This window comes from Pedobacter sp. 10L46_2 (assembly GCF_056395165.1).
In genome coordinates this window covers 1-16,736 of the sequence record NZ_JBFTIZ010000054.1, presented here as the reverse complement: position 1 = coordinate 16,736, position 16,736 = coordinate 1, and the positions used below count along the sequence as shown (strand labels likewise).

Here is a 16,736-nt window from a genome sequence, read left to right as displayed (position 1 = left end):
GTAATGTAATCTCGAGCTGGAAAAAGGAAATCAGGGCTTTTACAGGCGATAAGGTGCTTTGGGATACCGTGGTTAAAAACCCAAAACTCTGGTCTACCGATCAACCCAATCTTTACACCGTTGAAACTATTGTGAACGTTAAAAGCGAAACAAGTGTTCACCAGGAAAAGATCGGGTTCAGAAATTTCGAGTTCGTAAAAAAGGGCCCTTTCATGCTGAATGGCAAAAGAATGCTGTTAAGAGGAACGCACAGGCACGAAGATCATGCCGGAGTAGCGCAGGCAATGACCGAGGACATGATAAAGCAGGAAATGATGATGATGAAAGATATGGGCGTAAACTTTATCCGCCTGGGCCATTATCAGCAATCGAGAATAGTGCTTGATCTGTGCGACAGCCTGGGAATATTGGTATGGGAGGAAATTCCATGGTGCCGTGGCGGTTTAGGTGGCGATATTTATAAAGATCAGGCACGCAGGATGCTGACCAATATGATTGAGCAGCATTACAATCATGCCTCAATAATTATCTGGGGGCTTGGCAATGAAAATGACTKGCCAGGGGATTTTGCTGAATTTGAGAAGGACAAGATCAGGGCTTTTATGAAAGAGTTAAACGACCTTTCGCATAAGCTGGATCCATCAAGGAAAACAGCGATTAGAAGATGTGATTTCTGCAAAGACATTGTTGATGTTTATTCGCCTTCTATATGGGCAGGTTGGTACCGTGGTATTTATACGGAGTATAAGGAAGCCTCTAAAAAGGAATTTGAAAGTGTAGACCATTTTCTGCATGTAGAATGGGGTGGCGATAGTCATGCCGGCCGCCATTCTGAGAGTCCGGATAAAGCATTAAGCCTGGTTAAAACAGGCGTAGGGGCAGATGAAAGAGAAGGTGATGCATCATTATATGGAGGTAGTGCAAGGGTATCTAAGGATGGCGACTGGAGCGAAAGCTATATTGTGAACCTGATAGACTGGCATTTAAAAGAGCAGGAATCTATGCCTTGGTTAACAGGTACAGCGTACTGGCCATTTAAAGATTTCTCTACACCAATTCGTCCGGATAATCCTGTTCCTTATGTGAATCAAAAAGGGGTTGTAGAGCGAGACTTTACCAAAAAAGAATCTTACTATGTTTTTCAGGCCTATTGGACAAAAATGCCGATGGTACATATTTACGGACATTCATGGCCGGTAAGATGGGGAGATGCAGGAGAGGAAAAAATGGTTAAAGTATATTCTAATTGCGATGAAGCTGAGCTTTTTGTGAACGGTAAAAGTTTGGGCAAGAAAAAACGAAACATTAAAAGCTTCCCGGCGCTGGGTTTAAGGTGGATGGTGAAACTAAATGAAGGAACCAATAACTTTAAAGTAGTGGCTACTAAGGATGGTAAGACTATAACGGATGAGATCAGTCAACAGTACCAGACTGCAAAATGGACTAAACCGGCTAAAATGGTATTAGAAAAAGTTTCAGAAAAAGAAGGAGTTGCAACAATTCAGGTAAAATTGACTGATGATAAAGGTATATTGTGTCTGGATGCCGCAAATTACATCACATTTGGCTTAATTGGAGATGGAAGTCTGGTAGACGATCAGGGGACTTCCAGCGGATCGAGAAAAGTGCAGCTAAGTAACGGGCATGCAATTATTAGTGTAAAACTAAATGGCGGAAAAAGCGTAGCCAGTGTTAAGGCAACTGGAATACCTTCTGCATTTATAGAACTTTAAATGAGTACAATGAAATTAAAGCAGGCTTTATTATCAGGCGCTATCCTAATGAGTATCGGCGCAGAGGCACAAACAAATAACCTTAAATTGTGGTATAATAAACCGGCAAAGGCCTGGGAAGAGGCATTGCCTTTAGGCAATGGTAAAACCGGCGCAATGGTTTATGGTCGCGTAAACCGCGAGCGCATCCAGTTAAACGACAATACACTTTGGTCTGGCTTTCCAGATGCTGGCAACAATGTTAACGGTCCGCAGGTTTTGCCTCAGGTTCGTAAAGCAATTTTTGAAGGCAATTACGATCAGGCTGCCCTACTTTGGAAAAAGATGCAGGGTCCATATTCGGCAAGGTATTTACCATTGGGCGAGCTTTATATTCTGGATAACCGCAAGGATAGTGTAACCACATCATACAAAAGAGAACTGGATATCAATACCGCCATTTCTGCAGTGAATTATACTATTGATGGGGTAACTTACAAAAGAGAAGTTTTTACCAGTTATCCGGATAAAGCATTACTGGTGAGGATAACCTCCAGCAAGCCGGGTGCTTTAAACTTTAAAGCCGGGTTAGCAAGTAAGCTGCGGTTTAATGTTAATGGTGCAGATCAGAACGGGCTTATCCTTACAGGGAAGGCACCAAAATATGTAGCAAACAGAGATTACGATCCGAAACAAATAGAATACGATGAGCAATCGGGAGAGGGGATGAACTTCGAGATTCGTATTAAAGTAAAAAATGAAGGGGGTACCGTAAAAATCAATAACCAGCAGGTAGAAGTAGCCAATGCAAATGCAGTGACGATATACTTGTCAGAGGCCACGAGTTTTAACGGCTTTGATAAATCTCCCGGTTTAAACGGCAAAGACCCTTCCGTTGAAACTAAAGCAAATCTGGACAAGGTTTATGCAAAAGCATATAATGATTTAAAAGCTAAGCATGTTGCCGATTATCAGCAGTTGTTTAAAAGAGTAGGGTTTCAGCTAAAAGCAAACCCTGCGGCAGAACAGCAACCCACAAATGAGCGTTTGCTGCAATATGCAAAGAACAAAAACGATCAGGGATTGCAAACATTGTATTATCAGTTTGGCAGGTATTTAATGATTGCAGCATCCAGACCAGGTTCACGACCTTCCAATTTGCAGGGAATCTGGAATGATATGGTACAACCACCTTGGGGCAGTAATTATACCACAAACATTAATACCGAGATGAATTACTGGCTGGCAGAAAACACAAACCTTTCTGAATGTCACGAGCCGCTGTTTAATTTTATGAAGGAGTTGGCGGTAAATGGCGCTAAAACAGCCAAGGTTAATTATAATATAAACAAGGGCTGGGTGGTACACCACAACTCTGATCTTTGGGCTAAGAGCTCCCCTCCAGGTGGTTACGATTCAGACCCTAAGGGGATGCCAAGATGGTCTGCATGGCCTATGAGTGGTGCCTGGTTTAGCACCCATTTATATGAGCATTACCAATTTACTGGCGACAAAGTTTTCTTAAAAAATACCGCTTATCCATTAATGAAAGGAGCTGCCGAGTTTATGCTGCAATGGCTCATTAAGGACCCTAACAGCAATTATTTAATCACAAATCCGTCTACCTCTCCTGAAAATACGGTAAAAATAAAAGGTAAAGAATATCAGCTCTCTATGGCCTCAACCATGGATATGTCTATTCTGCGACAGCTTTTTACAGATATTATTGCTTCCTCGGAAGCCTTAAATGAGGATGCAGATTTTAGAGCAGAGCTGATCGCTGCACGCGAGAAGCTGTATCCGTTTCATATTGGTCAGTATGGTCAGTTACAGGAATGGTTTCAGGATTGGGATGATCCAAAAGATACCCATCGACACATCTCTCATTTGTTTAGCTTATATCCCGGGAATCAGATTTCTGTATTTGAAACACCTGAACTGGCGAGCGCTGCAAAACAATCTATGATATACAGAGGAGATGTAAGCACAGGATGGTCTATGGCCTGGAAAATAAACTGGTGGGCCAGGTTACAGGATGGCAATCATGCCTATAAAATACTGGAAGATGCTTTTGCCTATATAGACCCCACAAAAGAAAAGGAACAAATGAGCGGAGGTGGAACTTATCCCAATCTCTTTGATGCACATCCTCCATTTCAGATTGATGGAAACTTTGGTGCAACGGCAGGCATGACCGAAATGCTTTTACAAAGTCAGGACGGGATGCTAAGCTTATTGCCAGCCTTACCAGATGCCTGGAAAGAAGGGAGCATAAAAGGAATTAAAGCCAGGGGCAATTTTGTTGTAAACCTTGATTGGAAGAACGGAAAGCTTGCACAAGCACTTATAAAGTCGGAAATTGGTGGTAACTGCCGCCTAAGAACCTTGCAAAAAGTAAAGGTGGTGGAAGCAGATGCACAGCATGTGAACGGATCAAACCCAAATCTACTTACACAACTACCGTACAAACCGCAATATAAGAACAATGCTAAATCTGCTTTGCAATCTGTTCCGGTACAGCAAGGCTATATAGTTGATTTTAAAACAGAAAAAGGAAAAACCTATAAAATAATTACCCTATAAAATTGCCTTCATGAACAAAATATTTAAATACCCGATGTATCTGTTGCTCTTACTTTTAACTACTGATCTTGCCGCACAGGATATTAAATGGGAAGTAGTGGCTCCAGGTGTATGGAAAGGCAGTGTCGGGAAACCAGAGGCTTATAACCTATTAACTGCTTCAGGTGCTACACCATCTGCTGATGGACTAAAAAACATGGGTGATGCACCATTCCCATTTGAAAAAAGCGAAATCACCGGAAAACTATCAGATGGTAAAACCTATCTGCGCTTTCCATTAGATAAAAAAGAGCAGCTTTATGGCTTTGGATTAAACTTCCAAACGGTGCACCAGCGCGGTAAAATCCTTGAACTCCATGTAGATCATTATGGAGGTAAAGACAATGGACGCACCCATGCACCAACGCCATTTTACGTTTCATCTAATGGATACGGCGTTTTTGTAAATTCAGCACGTTATTTAAAAGTATTTGCAGGTTCCTCGGTTAAAAGAGATGGTGCCAACGTGCCTGAAGCCAAAGATCGTAATACAGATAAAAGCTGGTCGGCCCGCCCTTATTCTGATGGTGTAGAGATACTTGTTCCTGCAGAAGGTGTAGAGTTTTATGTTTTTGCAGGCCCAAAACCATTAGATGCCGTTCGTAGGTATAACCTGCTTAATGGAGGTGGTGTGTTGCCACCACGTTGGGGTTTAGGTTTTACACAGCGGGTTAAAACCTTGTTTACTTCTAAGGATGTGGAAGACGAAGCTAAAGCATTTCAGGACAAAGGCTTTCCGTTAGATTTTATCGGACTGGAGCCGGGATGGCAAAGCAGAGCCTACCCATGCACATTTGAGTGGGATACTAAGCGCTATCCAGAACCTGCTGCTTTTGTAAAAGAGATGCTGGGTAAAGGCATCAGACTTAACCTGTGGACTAACCCTTATGTATCGCCGGAAGCGTCGATTTATAAGACAATTAAACCCTATACTGCTGACCATACGGTTTGGGTTGGGGCAGTTCCTGATCTAACCATGCCCGAGGCCCGCGATATTTTCTTCGGACAGCTTAAAAAGAGCCAGGTAGATATTGGCATAAGCGGATATAAATTTGATGAGGTAGATGGCTATGACCATTATTTATGGCCTGATGTAACGATATTCCCATCGGGTAAAAGTGCAGAGCAATTGCGCCAAACCTATGGCCTGCTTATTCAGCGCTACAGCGCTGCCTTATATCATGAGCGTAACCAACGTACTTATGGATTGGTACGGGCTTCTAATGGTGGTGGCAGTTCATTGCCTTATGTAATTTATAACGATTACTATAACCATGAAGATTTTATTACCGCTTTAATAAACAGCAGTTTTGCTGGGGTATTGTGGACTCCCGAAGCGAGGGCATCTAAAACCGGAGAGGAATGGTTGCGTCGTATGCAGTCGGTAGTTTTCTCGCCAATGGCAATGATCAATGCGTGGTCTAGCGGTACAAAACCGTGGTCGTACCCGGAAGTAGAACAGCAAGTGAAAGACATGGCAATTTTGCGTATGCAAATGATGCCTTACTGGTACAGCGAGTTTGCGAAATACCACTTTCAGGGAATCCCTCCGTTTAGGGCAATGAACCTGGAGGAAGGTTATCAATCTGATGTTAAAAAAGAAGTAAAAAGCACCAATCTTGAAGATAATCCTTATGTAGAGGCAGTGAGTAAAGAGGTTAAAGATCAGTACATGGCAGGCGAGTATCTGTTAGTTGCTCCTATGTTTACCGGAAAGCAAACGCGCACAGTAATATTTCCTAAAGGCAAATGGTTCGATTTTTATACCGGTAAATATGCGGGTGATGGAGAGGTGATCACTGTTACACCAGGACTGGATAAAATACCTGTATATGTTAAAGACGGTGGCATTATCCCAATGGGGCCGGCCTTACTACATGCACCAAAACCTAACGAAAAAGTAAATCTGGAAATCAGGTATTATGGTAGCAAGCCTGCAAAATATCAGCTTTATGATGATGATGGTGAGACCTTTAATTATGAAAAAGGAGGGTATAGCTTTAGAGAGATCAGCATCTCTAAAACAGCAGGTGGTAAACTGAAAACAAGTATATCTAAAGCCGAAAACGGAAAGCCAAATACAATTGATAAAGTAACTTTTAAAGCAATGACCAATTAGCAGCAATGATTAGAAAATTCGTACTTATCTTCTTTACAGCCATAGTGGTAATGATGGTGCAGCAATCGTGTTCATCCATAAAAAAAGCGCCTGTTAATGTGTTAAAAACGCAGATAATGGAGCAGGCCAACTGGGCTATGCAGCAAGAACCGGTTACCGTTACAGCCGAAACTTCCTTAAGAAGTGCAGGTGGTAAGCACGACTTCTATTCGGAGGGCGACTACTGGTGGCCTGATCCTAAAGATGCAAACGCGCCTTATATTCAAAAAGATGGGATGACCAATCCGGATAATTTTGTTGCCCATCGGTTGGCGATGATCCGGTTCAGCAAAATCATTGGAGCACTTGCATCTGCTTATAAAATAACAGGAGATGATAAATATGTAAAGCAGGCAATGGTTCATTTAGAAGCCTGGTTTATAAATGCTGCTACTTTAATGAATGCAAACCTGCAATATGCACAGGCAATTAAAGGCAGGTTTACAGGCAGAGGGATAGGAATAATTGATACCATACAACTATTAGAGGTTGCACAAGGTGTTATAGTGATGCAACAGGTACTAGATCCAAAGGTTTTATCGGGAACCAGAAAATGGTTTACAGAATACCTGGGCTGGTTAATGAGCCATCCTTATGGCAAAGCAGAAATGAATGCTCAGAACAATCATGGAACCTGCTTTACCATGCAGGTCGCATCCTTTGCTAAACTTACAGGGGATGAGAAATTGCTTAACTTTTGCAAAGAAAGGTATAAAACAGTGTTGTTGCCAGATCAAATGGCGGTAGATGGAAGCTTTCCGAGAGAACTGTCGAGAACAAAACCTTATGGTTATTCCATTTTTAATTTAGATGCCATGACTACGCTTTGCCAGATACTTTCTACTAAAACCGATAATTTATGGGAGTATAAGACGGTTGACGGGAAATCTATTGAGAAGGGGATTAGCTATCTTTATCCTTACCTGGCTGATAAAAGCAAGTGGACTTTAAAACCTGATGTGATGTATTGGGAAAACTGGCCCGTTGCACAGCCAGCTTTGATATTTGGAGCACAGGCATTTCATAAAACAGAATGGTTAAACACCTGGTTAAAGCTGGAGCATGACCCAAAAGTAGAAGAAGTAATCAGAAACCTACCGGTAAGAAATCCTTTGATATGGCTAAACTAAACTATAAAAACATTTCTTTATTTCTATTACTTCTGCTATTGTGCAGCACCGCACAGAGTCAGGTTTCGGGAGATGAAGATGTAAACATGTTTAATCAGGCCTTGCAAAGAGATCAGAAAGCCATAGATGCAGCAACAGCAGGATGGTGGCGCAAATCTATGAAAACGCACGATCAGCGCATCGCGTGGTGGCGAGAGGCACGCTTTGGAATGTTCATTCATTGGGGACTTTACTCAAACCCTGCGGGAGAGTGGAAAGGCAAAAAAGTAAATGGCTATTCGGAACATTTGATGCGGAAAGAAAAGATCACAAGGGCCGCATATCTTGATCTGGCACATGAATTTAACCCATTAAAATTTAATGCCGAAGAATGGATTTTAAAAGCAAAGAATGCTGGTGTGGGGTACTTTATCATTACCGCTAAACATCACGATGGCTTTGCAATGTATGACAGTAAAGTGTTCGATTTTAATGTAATGCAACAAACACCGTTTAAGAGAGATCCAATGGCGGAACTGGCAGCAGCAGCTAAAAAGTACAACATGAAGTTTGGATTTTATTATTCTCATGCTTTTGACTGGGAACATCCCGATGCACCCGGAAACGACTGGGAATACCAAAATCCCGGAGGTGATAAATTATTGGGTGGTGCAAACTGGTTCGATAGTCACCCGGAATGGCTTCCTAAAGCTGTGAAATATGTAGATCAAAAGGCCATTCCTCAAATAAAAGAGTTAATTAACAAGTATCATCCCGATATACTTTGGTTTGATACCCCACATAAACTACCGCTTTCTGAAAATCTGAGGATACTGGAAGCCATCCGTGAAACAGATCCAAATATCGTTGTCAACGGCAGACTTGCAAGAAGTAATTACGGCAACTTTGGCGATTACCTAAACACGGGCGATAGGCCAGCCGAACTGAGAACGGTAGAAGGCGACTCAGAGGCAATTCCAACAACGAATGAGTCGTATGGTTACTCAAAACACGACAACAGTCATAAATCTCCTAAATTCTTTATACAACTTCTGGCAACCAGTGCTTCAAGGGGTGGTAATCTTTTAATGAATATTGGTCCAAAAGGCGATGGTAGTTTTGATGAAAAAGATATCAGGATATTAGATGAAATAGGAACCTGGATGAAAACCAATTCAGCCAGCATTAAAGGCACAAAACGTTCAGCCTTACCTATCCCTGCATGGGGTGTTATTACTCAGAAAGCTAACCTGCTTTACCTTCATGTATTTGACTGGCCAGCGGATGGTAATCTGCTTGTTGGAGGCTTAAAGAGCAATGTAAGTAACGCTTATCTTTTGGCGGATCCTTCGGAAAAGAAATTGATAATCAAACGCTTAACGCCTGAAGATGCTGTAGTCACTTTGCCTCAAAAAGTGCCAGATGCTATTGATGCTGTTGTTGTACTGGAAGTAAAAGGCAATATACTTGCCGATACGGTAAGACGGTTAGTAAAAAACACTACCAACAGACTGCTTGCTTTTGATGCCCAACTGCATGGTAAGAAATTTACTTTTGGCGATGGTAAAGCAGACCGCTATTATGTGGATGGGTGGAGGCTAAAGGACCAATACCTATCGTGGACCTTAAAATCACTTCAAGCAGCCAAATATAAAGTAGTAGTTAAATATATTGCAGGCTCAACTTCTGGAGCTGCTTATGAAATCCAATTGGGAACTACTAAAATTAACACATCCGTAGTTCCTCCGGCCGATGGAATGGTAACCTCACAGGATGCAGGTGTTATTTCGGCGTCGGTGGGTATACAACTGCTTACCATTAAACCAACACAAATTAAAGGAGCTGAGCTAATGAAACTGTTAGAGGTACAGCTAATTCCTATTCAATAAAACCTATAAAGCATTACCCAATCATGAATAAATATATTTCTACCGCACTTATTTTATCTGTTTTTCAATTACCATCCCTTGCGCAAAAGATCAATGTAAAAAAGGCATTTGAGCAGGCATCGCAACAAACAGAGTTGATGCTTAAAGAAGTAGATCAGGCAAAGGCAGCTTCCGGTAAATCCGAACTGGTTTCGCCCAGAACGTTAGATCATGGCAATTTAAAACTGGTAGCCTCCAAAGACTGGACAAGCGGTTTTTTCCCAGGAGAACTATGGTTTTTATACGAATATACAGGTAAAGAAAACTGGCTGACACAGGCAAAGAAATTTTCTGCTGACATAGAAAAGGAAAAGCTAAATGGCGTAACCCACGATATGGGGTTTAAAGTGTACTGCAGTATCGGAACCGGATACAGGCTTACCAAAGATCCACACTACAAAGAAGTAATTATCGAATCTGCGCAGACATTGAGTAAAAGATTTAATCCTAAAACTGGAGTGATCCGATCATGGGATCATAGTACGGATAAGTGGGTGAACCCGGTAATTATAGACAATATGATGAATCTGGAACTGCTTTTTGAAGCAACTAAGCTTACGGGTGATTCATCATTCTATAAAATTGCTGTGAGCCATGCCAACACTACGATGAAGAATCATTTCCGTGCAGATTATAGCTCTTATCATGTTATCGATTATGATCCAAACACAGGGGCGGTTTTAAAAAAGAATACCCATCAGGGATATAGTCATGAATCGGCATGGGCAAGAGGGCAGGCATGGGCGCTGTATGGTTATACTATGTGTTATCGCTATACAAAAGATCCAGCATATTTAAATCAGGCAGAGCATGTTACAGCCTTTATTCTTAATCACAAAAACATGCCAAAAGACCTGGTGCCTTACTGGGACTTTGATGCCCCTGGTATACCTAATGAGCCTCGAGATGCTTCTGCTGCTGCAGTAATTGTGTCTGGTCTTTACGAATTAAGCAAATATAGCAGCAATAAGAATTTATATAAAAGTAAAGCCAATCTCATGTTGCAGAGTTTAAGCACAAAGTATATTTCACCTGAAGGAGAGAATAAGGGCTTTATTTTATTACACAGTACAGGTTCAAAGCCATCTAACAGCGAAGTAGATGTACCGATTTCTTATGCAGATTATTATTATCTGGAAGCACTTTTAAGATACAAAGCATTAAATAAATAAGCCAATTAGGCTGAACGATAGGCAAAAAACAAAGAGTATTAACCAGTTATTACTCCCTAATTTAGGTATTGCTCAATTACATTTATCAAAATATAACATGCGTAGAATACTATTTTCAATAACGTTAGCGCTTCTCTTTCTGGGACAAACAGGCTACAGTCAGAAACAATTATCTAAAGATGAACGTATGAAATGGTGGCGAGAGGCCAAGTTTGGAATGTTCATTCACTGGGGTGTTTACGCACAGTTTGCAGGGGTTTATAAAGGTCATGAACAACTTAGGGGTGGGGCCGAATGGATCATGAACCGTTCTAAAATCCCGGTAGCCGAATATCAGGAAATGGCTAAAAGTTTTAATCCTGTAAAATACGATCCGGATGCATGGGTAAAAATGGCAAAAGACGCAGGCATGAAATATATCATCATTACTGCTAAACATCATGATGGATTTGCCTTGTTTAACTCAAAAGCCAGCAAGTGGGACATAACTGATGCCACGCCATACGGTAAAGATCTGTTAAAGCCTTTGGCTGAAGCTTGTAAAAAGCAAGGAATGAAACTTGGCTTTTACTACTCGCAGGCCCAAGATTGGAATAACGCAGGAGGATCTGCAGCAAGAAAGGTAATGACTGAAGGCTGGTTAAATCCGGACTCGGCAAAGGTCGACGCTTACACTGAAGCTCATCATGGACATTGGGATCCTGCCCAGGAAACCAAATCCTTTGCTCAGTATATTGATGAGGTATCGGTACCTCAGGTTAAAGAACTGATGACCAATTATGGCGATATAGCGGTGCTATGGTGGGATACCCCAACAAACATGACAGATGAAGCAGCGTTGAAATTACAGGATGCCTTAAAAACACAACCTCAGATTATTACCAACGACCGTTTAAAACGTCCTAATTTTCCGGGAGATACCAAAACTCCTGAACAAAAAATACCCAATCAGGCAGAGTTGGATGGAATGGACTGGGAAACCTGCATGACCATGAACGGAACCTGGGGATTTAGAACTTCAGATACCAAATGGAAATCGACAGAAACGCTGATCAGAAACCTTGCCGATATTGCCTCTAAAGGTGGTAATTACCTATTGAACATAGGGCCTAAGCCAGATGGAACTTTTCCTGAGGAAAGCATAGAACGATTAAAAGCCATTGGCAATTGGATGAAAGTAAATAGCGAAGCGATTTACGCGACCAAATCAAGTCCGATACCCCCGCTAGAATGGGGACGCTGTACCCGAAAAGAAACAGCCAAAGGTACCACGCTTTATTTCTCTGTATTTAATTGGCCATCAGATGGCAAATTGGTTATTCCTAATCTTAAAAATGAAGTGCTTTCAGCTACATTGTTAGCCACAAAAAGCAAGCTGAAAACCGCTACAGAAAATGGTGTTTTAACCATAGCACTACCTTCGGCAGCGCCAGATGCAATTGCAAGTGTAATAAAGGTTGAGTTTGAAGGTATTGTTGGAAATCAAATTCAGACGAAGCCCAAAGAAGCAATGAAAACAGGAGCACTAGATTAATTATAATGAAGAAAAATATAGTTCTGGGATTAATCCTTTTTCTGGGATTTAACTCTGCTTTAAGCGCAAAAGAATACAAAATAAAATCGGCTAAAGATCTGGAAGTTTTACATTTAAAACCAGGTGATAAGGTGATTATGCAAGTCGGAGAATGGAAAGATCAGCAATTGGTATTTAAAGGAACAGGCACCAAAAWTCAGCCTGTTACTCTTACCAGCGCAACACCCGGCAGTATCACACTAAGTGGAAATTCTACGCTTAAAATTGATGGTGCATGGCTGGTCGTGGATGGTCTTTCCTTTGCAAATGGATATATCGACAAGGGTGATGTAGTACTATTCTCAACCAAATCAACATGGTGCAGACTAACGAATACTGCTATTGTTGAATATAATAACCCAGATAAAACAGCTGATTATCGATGGATATCTATGAATGGTTTTAATAACAGGGTAGATCATTGCTTTATCAAAGGTAAAAGCCATCAGGGGGTTACCCTTACGGTATGGCTGTCAGACAAGCCTAACTACCACAGAATAGACCATAACTATTTTGGAGAAAGACCGGAATTGGGAGGTAATGGCGGTGAAACTTTAAGGATAGGTAACAGCACCTGGTCCCTTCATGATTCAAAGACCATCATTGAAAACAACATATTTGAACATTGCGACGGAGAATTGGAAGCTGTATCTATTAAATCGTGCAAAAATATTATCCGCAACAACCTGTTTTATGAATGTAAAGCAACACTTACCCTGCGCCATGGCAATAACTCAGAAGTATACGGAAACTACTTTATAGGCAACAATAAACCAGGTACAGGCGGAATAAGGATAATTGCCGAAGGGCATAACGTGCACGACAATTACCTGCAAGGTATTACAGGAAAGAGTGTTAGCGCAGCAATTTCTATTATGGCCGGATTACCAAATCCGGAACTTAAAAGCCACTGGCAGGTTAAAAACGCAAGTATCATCAACAACCTGATCATTAACGCTACTGAACCCTTTTCAATAAGTGCTGGTTATAATCCAGGCAGGTATTTGCCACCATTAAACACCATTTTCTCAAAAAATGTAATTGTAACCGAACATGAACCGCTAAAATGGAATGATAACAAGGTAGAAATTGAATTTAAAGACAACCTGATTGTAGGTAATAGTGCTTTTGGTGAGCTTCCAAGAGGTTTTGCTGTTCAAAATATTAAGTTAAAAAAGGATCAAAATGGATTGTACTTAAGGCCTGATGAGTTAGCCCATGAGCCTTTTTGGAAAACCGAAGCTATTGGCCCATCTTGGGAAAAAGGCATGACCGAGGTATTTAAAATCGAATAAAGGCAAAAATAACCGTTCTTTTCGGAGTCTGGAACCTTTTGCCCGCATCGCTAAAAAGGGCAAAAGTTCCTAGGCCTCCTCTAAGAAGGTGATTTTTTAGGAAAGCAGGAGTACTAGCATGTACAAGAGTTTAACCTGTCAGGTTTATTTTGTACTTCTTGCTTTCAACTGTGCTTTAAACAAAGAAGAAGGCTCCAAATCTGATTGGTTTAGACCTTCCCATTCTCCACTTTCTTTACCATCCAAGCGACCTTTTAGTTTTTTGCCTCGTAAACCTATTGCATAGTTTTTTCCAGAAACCCATGGGTTTTGTACTGCTGCGCCTGATACCTTGCAGTTCCATAATACCTGAGTTACACCCGACCAACCATGTCCGCTGCCCCAGTTGCCACGATCCTGCACATTAATTTCTCCATCGGTATCTATATTATCGTATAATGTTCCTGAAGCCCACCTGTGGTGTGGTCCAATATCGGCATGTGTTTTTCTGGATTTGCAGTTGTAAAAAACATTCGGTCCATTAACGCGGGCGCCTGTAACATAATCATGGCGTCCTTCAGTAGTTTCGAGATTCTGAAAAAGGTTTTGCTGACCTTCATTATTAAAAGAATATCTTCTGCCACCTGTAATGATAGATTTTGCATCAAAGCACTTAGAATCAGTTACTGTTATGTTTTTAGCACCTGGTCTAAGACTCACGCAGGAGTTGCCAAAATAGTAAGAACTCACATTCCTTACCCATCCATTTTCGATATGATCAAATTCAACTGCAACCCAGGCATGGTCTTCATCAACATCACCAACAAATTCCGATTCAAAACGCATGTTTTCTATTCCGTTTTCGGCTAATCTGCCTGCATACTGATATTTGAATACCTCACCACCACCGTATTTTTTATCCATAGACATTACAATCGGGTTGTCTATAGAAATCTTATTGCCGTTAATAGCCGTTATTTGTCGCTCATAACTAAGGTTGTATTCTTGTGCTGTCCATTGCTTTGTACCATCTCTGGCAATAATCTGATCCATCTTTAAGTCATGAATCCATGCTTCCGTTCCTGGTCTGAAAACTATTATACGATCGCCTTTTTTTAAGCCTTCTGATGATGCTATATTGAAAGATTTAGCACCTGTTGGTACATAGTCATCAACAATTTCTACCCTGCTGTTTTTTACTTCAATAACCTTTCCCTTTCCACTTACTTTAATTAGAGATCTTTGTCCTTTTCCGGTTGCAATAAGCTTTGTAACACCGCCCTCTCCGCGTAAAATGATACCACTTGTTTGTATAGAAATGCTTCCGGAAATGGGATAGCTCCCTTTCTTAAGTAGGATAGCCCCTCTATATCCATTTCTATCGGGTGCTAAAGCCGCAACTTCGTCAATAGCCTGCTGAATTGCCTTTCCTGCATCACCCTGTACCGGATTAAGGTTTTTAACTACTTTTATATCAGGTATTTCTATTAATCCATGATGATAGCCAACATTACTGAAATCAGGAATGGTATTTCCATTTTCATCGGGGATATAAGTAATGCTGCCATCCTTATTTACGGTAAGAAATTTTGACTTCCAAAAAGTGCCGTCCTTTTTAAAGGAAATGATAATGGGGTAGATAAACAGACAAGAGCTTATCAGAATAAGATAGAATGCCTTTAGTATGTTTTTGTTGCTGCTCATTTTTTAATATTACTGGTGCTTATTGTCAGTTGTACACATGCAATTGAGCAATAATTGAGGGATTTTTACTCTCTGTACTTGGCACAATAATCAACCGAGTTGGCATGTTGAAACAAAAAAGGCCCTGAACCATCCGGTTCAAAGCCTTTTAACTAAAAAATGTAACTCTAATGTTTTCCATGCCCATGACCATTGCCATGACCGTTTCCGTGTCCTCTTCCACGATCACCCTTCCAGCCTCTGTCGTTGCCTTTGTATTTTTTATACTTATAAGAATCGTGTCTGTCATAACCTCTATCTACATAGCGCACCTGACGGCTGTAACGAACCGGTTGAGAACGGTATGATCTGTATCTCGCATATCTTACCCTATGGTCTCTATAATAGCGATATGGCTCAGGTGAATTAATAACCACCTTATATCCATGGTATAAATCGTAATCTCTGTATCTTGGAGGTAGGCCCGCAGAGAAAGTCCAGTTCCCATTACTCAGGTAAATAAACTGTCTGGTAGGAACATAATAGTAACTCTCAATATCAGGCATATAATAATAATCAGCATGATCATAGCCTGAAGGGCCCCATGCGGGCTGAGAACCAATGTTTACGCTAAGGCTAACCTGAGCATCTGACTTGTTAGGCAAAAGCCCAATTGCCGCAAGTAATGTTAAAAATAATAGCTTTTTCATAACCAAATGTTTTAAGTGTGTGTTAAAAAATGGTAATAATGTTTATTGTAAATTAATGGTACCAATACTGGTATTCTGACCAGCTGTGACAGAAACATTAGGAATAGTAGTTTCTGCAAAACCCTCAACAGGTAATATTTTTACAGTATAGTTTCCTGTGGCTAACCCTCCAACAGTAAACATACCTGTAGCATTTGTTACAGTTCCAACGGTATCAGTTCCGGCGATAACCAAAACTTCCGGGTGACTTGTTAGTGGTAATACTACACCAGAAATTAAACCAGATGTTGCAACGGTAACACCTCTAACAACAGGTTTAAGTATATATTTTCCATTTCCAGTTGCAACAATAGATTTAGCTGCATCAAAGTCAAGAAGCAGAGAATAAGTAACCCCTGGCAACAATTCAGGATTTTCTGTAAGTTTTACTTTCCATCCAGAGCTTTGTGCACTAGGTGTTTTTAAATCTTGTACCTGGCCATCAACAACGATGGTATTGTTGTCATAAAGCACGAGTCTGATCTCAGTGATCTCGCCAGATGGCATATCGCCAGAGGCCACTAAGATATCAGGATTACTGGTGCCAATTCGAAAATCAAGAATGTTGAATATTCCATGATCAACCTCAAAGGTGTAAGGTTTACCGCCCGAAAGCAGAATTACTTGCTTTACATTTAAATTGATAGCGTCAAAATCTCCCGGAGCATCAGTCATCCTGATCTCTACCTTAGTAGTGCCAGAAGCCTGACTGTCTTTTTTACAACCTATAAGTGATGCTATTGCAATAACCAATAC

At 41.0% G+C, this 16,736-nt stretch carries 11 protein-coding genes; 8 read left to right on the top strand and 3 right to left on the bottom strand.

The window, feature by feature from the left end:
* From AC1DDX_RS08345 to AC1DDX_RS08310, 8 genes are all read left to right on the top strand, one after another.
* Positions 1-1,733 (top strand): glycoside hydrolase family 2 TIM barrel-domain containing protein (locus tag AC1DDX_RS08345; protein WP_477621946.1); only part of this gene is annotated, 1,733 nt, incomplete at its 5' end.
* 9 nt (positions 1,734-1,742) lie between these two features.
* A complete protein-coding gene (locus tag AC1DDX_RS08340; protein ID WP_337716878.1) occupies positions 1,743-4,295 on the top strand; it encodes a glycoside hydrolase family 95 protein in 2,553 nt (850 codons plus the stop codon).
* Between the two features lie 10 nt (positions 4,296-4,305).
* Positions 4,306-6,453 (top strand): glycoside hydrolase family 31 protein, encoded by a 2,148-nt coding sequence (locus AC1DDX_RS08335; RefSeq protein ID WP_337716880.1) that lies wholly within the window; start codon positions 4,306-4,308, stop codon positions 6,451-6,453.
* 5 nt (positions 6,454-6,458) lie between these two features.
* Entirely contained in the window at positions 6,459-7,622 is a 1,164-nt protein-coding gene (locus AC1DDX_RS08330) for an alginate lyase family protein (protein ID WP_172660228.1), read from the top strand.
* On the top strand, positions 7,610-9,490 hold the full coding sequence (locus tag AC1DDX_RS08325) for an alpha-L-fucosidase (protein ID WP_337716882.1): 1,881 nt from the start codon (positions 7,610-7,612) through the stop codon (positions 9,488-9,490). The genes AC1DDX_RS08330 and AC1DDX_RS08325 overlap by 13 nt, the downstream gene beginning before the upstream one ends.
* A gap of 23 nt (positions 9,491-9,513) precedes the next feature.
* Positions 9,514-10,701, top strand: coding sequence for a glycoside hydrolase family 88 protein (locus AC1DDX_RS08320; protein ID WP_337716884.1), 1,188 nt, complete (start codon positions 9,514-9,516; stop codon positions 10,699-10,701).
* Between the two features lie 97 nt (positions 10,702-10,798).
* Positions 10,799-12,235, top strand: coding sequence for an alpha-L-fucosidase (locus AC1DDX_RS08315; RefSeq protein WP_337716886.1), 1,437 nt, complete (start codon positions 10,799-10,801; stop codon positions 12,233-12,235).
* A 5-nt stretch (positions 12,236-12,240) separates the two neighbouring features.
* Complete coding sequence (locus tag AC1DDX_RS08310; protein ID WP_477621945.1) at positions 12,241-13,569, top strand: polysaccharide lyase 6 family protein; 1,329 nt, start codon at positions 12,241-12,243, stop codon at positions 13,567-13,569.
* A 144-nt stretch (positions 13,570-13,713) separates the two neighbouring features.
* Here the strand turns inward: AC1DDX_RS08310 and AC1DDX_RS08305 are convergent, their stop codons facing one another.
* The 3 genes from AC1DDX_RS08305 to AC1DDX_RS08295 form a co-directional block, all read right to left on the bottom strand.
* Positions 13,714-15,252 (bottom strand): hypothetical protein, encoded by a 1,539-nt coding sequence (locus AC1DDX_RS08305; protein WP_246269457.1) that lies wholly within the window; start codon positions 15,250-15,252, stop codon positions 13,714-13,716.
* A gap of 167 nt (positions 15,253-15,419) precedes the next feature.
* Entirely contained in the window at positions 15,420-15,941 is a 522-nt protein-coding gene (locus AC1DDX_RS08300) for a hypothetical protein (protein ID WP_172660233.1), read from the bottom strand.
* 42 nt (positions 15,942-15,983) lie between these two features.
* Positions 15,984-16,736 (bottom strand): DUF4382 domain-containing protein (locus tag AC1DDX_RS08295; protein WP_477621944.1); only part of this gene is annotated, 753 nt, incomplete at its 5' end.

Coding starts and splice junctions, on each gene's coding strand:
- AC1DDX_RS08340 (WP_337716878.1), top strand. CDS start 1,743: ATGAAATTAAAGCAGGCTTTATTATCAGGCGCTATCCTAATGAGTATC.
- AC1DDX_RS08335 (WP_337716880.1), top strand. CDS start 4,306: ATGAACAAAATATTTAAATACCCGATGTATCTGTTGCTCTTACTTTTA.
- AC1DDX_RS08330 (WP_172660228.1), top strand. CDS start 6,459: ATGATTAGAAAATTCGTACTTATCTTCTTTACAGCCATAGTGGTAATG.
- AC1DDX_RS08325 (WP_337716882.1), top strand. CDS start 7,610: ATGGCTAAACTAAACTATAAAAACATTTCTTTATTTCTATTACTTCTG.
- AC1DDX_RS08320 (WP_337716884.1), top strand. CDS start 9,514: ATGAATAAATATATTTCTACCGCACTTATTTTATCTGTTTTTCAATTA.
- AC1DDX_RS08315 (WP_337716886.1), top strand. CDS start 10,799: ATGCGTAGAATACTATTTTCAATAACGTTAGCGCTTCTCTTTCTGGGA.
- AC1DDX_RS08305 (WP_246269457.1), bottom strand. CDS start 15,252: ATGAGCAGCAACAAAAACATACTAAAGGCATTCTATCTTATTCTGATA.
- AC1DDX_RS08300 (WP_172660233.1), bottom strand. CDS start 15,941: ATGAAAAAGCTATTATTTTTAACATTACTTGCGGCAATTGGGCTTTTG.